Consider the following 2,166-nt stretch of genomic DNA (forward strand, 5'->3'; position numbering starts at 1 on the left):
GGCGTTGGCCCCCGATCCAATCGGGGGATCGAATTGATTATAGAAACATGAGTTTAATTAGTCGATTTATAAGTGAACAAGGAAAAATATTATCTAGACGAGTGAATAGATTGACCTTAAAACAACAACGATTAATTACTATTGCTATAAAACAAGCTCGTATTTTATCTTTGTTACCTTTTCTTAATAACGAGAAACAATTTGAAAGAACCGAGTCGACCGCTAGAACTACTGGGCTTAGAACCAGAAATAAATAGGCTTACTCTTCAATTGAATCAAAATTCCAATCTGAACTCAAACGCCGATTGATGTTTTGTTCGAAAAATCGGAGAATACGGATTTGATTGTCGTGTCGTAAGACAAAAAAAAAAAAGAATCGGGGAAGAAGAAGAAATCTTTTTTTTTTATTGAACGCATTCGCTCATTTTGACGACTTTATCACTTTCTCATATTATCATATTTTATTATACTAATTTATACTCTACTTTCCCGGAGTTCATTCTCCGGGGAACTCCATTTAAATTATTCCGGTGGATTTCTTCCAATCCCTTTATTTTATGATCTCATTGGAAATCATATAAAGACAATTCTTATTTGATATAGCTATTTGTGCAAGTATTTTACGATTAAGAAGCAATTTCCTCTTGTACAGATCGTGTATTAATCTACTATAACTATAGGATACCCTATTCTCGCGAATTACTGCATTTATCCGAGTGATCCACAAACGACGAAAATCTCTCTTTTGCCTATCTCTATCCCGATGAGCCGAAACCAAAGCTCTTATTTTCTGTTGAGTAATAGTTCGAGTAAGTCTCGAATGAGCACCCCGAAAGCTTGATGCAAATAAACGAATTTTTGTTCTACGTCTCCGAGCTATATATCCTCGTCTAATTCTGGTCATTGAATAAATGAAACTTTGATGAATAACTAATTGATTTCCTTTCTTTCAGTTATTCTTTTCCCCTTTTCTGGTCTATTAATAACAAAACGGATTCTTCCAATGTATAAAATAAAAATTCCAATGGCTTTTGCTACTATAACCTTCCCGACCACAATTTTTTTTCTTTTTTCTAGGCATTTTACCTTGAAATAAGAAATTTATTGATACGAGGTATCAAAAACATAGTAACTAAAATAAAGTAGTAAATATAAATAGATAAAGAAATAGTGGTTCCATCGTTTCTATGGTTACTTCTTAAACGGTGAGGTCCTCTCTATACACCGGAGCCCCTTCCTTCATTTAATCAATATTATTGGTAACTTGTACAGTTCACACCCTTTGGCTCTACCCATGAATTATCCAGTAATAGGTCTTTCACAATGAAATCTACCTATACAGTAACGGTATTTAATTATGAAGGTTAGCTAGGTAGCTGACCCTGTTAGTCCGTTCTTGCAAGAGTGGGAACATAATCTTTCTACTTCTTAAATAGGATTTCCCCCGCTTAATGGATAACGATTTGCTACCAATGGGGAATTGCTTTTCATCTTAAATTGAGGTGATTGGATTTGCACCAATGGAAACCATAAATTTCATACACAATAGAGGGATAGAATAGATCTTTTTATTTTTAGTTTTAGATAGTGAATGGAGTTCTTCCATTCTATCCTATTCACTGGTACTGATCATTGATACTGGAAAAATTGTTTTCTTTCTTTTGTCCCAGCCCATGATCTGAACGAGTCACACATACACCCTAGTACATGTTCCTCGGCGCTGAGGACATCCCCGAAGAGCGGGAGATTTCGTGACATTTCTGATTGGCTGTCTTGTGTTTCTAATAAGTTGTTTAATAGTTGGCATGCTGAATCGTATACATAATGGGTTGGTTTAGATCGACCCTAACCGGATAATTATGAATTATACTTCTATTTACTAGAATATTAAATTACTAGAATATTAAACCCGGTATAAATAAAATCTCAATCAAATCACGGATTTGCGTGAAATCCCTGCTATTTTCATTCAACCGCTACAAGATCAACAATTCCATGAGCTTGGGCTTCTGTTGCTGACATAAAAACATCCCTTTCCATGTCTTCGAATACAACCCATACGGGTTTGCCCGTTCTTTGTACATAAACCCTTGTGAGGATTTCGCGCAGTTTCAGTAGTTCTTCCGCTTCCAGGACAAATTCTCCCGCTTGTGCTTCATAAAAAGC

General features: G+C 35.5%; 2 protein-coding genes and 2 pseudogenes. 1 reads left to right on the forward strand and 3 read right to left on the reverse strand.

What is annotated here, in order from left to right; translation table 11 throughout:
- Positions 1 to 194 (forward strand): annotated as a pseudogene (gene rpsR, locus HLA95_RS30235) (30S ribosomal protein S18); the annotation flags it as partial.
- Between the two features lie 356 nt (positions 195 to 550).
- On the opposite strand, the gene rplT reads toward rpsR, so the two are convergent.
- The 3 genes and pseudogenes from rplT to HLA95_RS30250 form a co-directional block, all read right to left on the reverse strand.
- Positions 551 to 904: a 50S ribosomal protein L20 gene (gene rplT, locus HLA95_RS30240; protein ID WP_202958634.1), complete on the reverse strand. Its 354-nt coding sequence runs from the start codon at positions 902 to 904 to the stop codon at positions 551 to 553.
- 789 nt (positions 905 to 1,693) lie between these two features.
- Positions 1,694 to 1,807: pseudogene (gene rpsL / locus HLA95_RS30245) on the reverse strand (30S ribosomal protein S12); the annotation flags it as partial.
- A 158-nt stretch (positions 1,808 to 1,965) separates the two neighbouring features.
- On the reverse strand, positions 1,966 to 2,166 hold a 201-nt coding region (locus tag HLA95_RS30250), incomplete at its 5' end, for an ATP-dependent Clp protease proteolytic subunit (RefSeq protein WP_222185085.1).

The organism is Geminicoccus harenae (genome assembly GCF_019800005.1).
In the GTDB taxonomy this organism is placed as follows: Bacteria; Pseudomonadota; Alphaproteobacteria; order Geminicoccales; family Geminicoccaceae; genus Geminicoccus; species Geminicoccus harenae.

Excerpts from the sequence above, each read along its gene's own strand:
- rplT (WP_202958634.1), bottom strand. The coding sequence starts at position 904 with ATGACCAGAATTAGACGAGGATATATAGCTCGGAGACGTAGAACAAAA.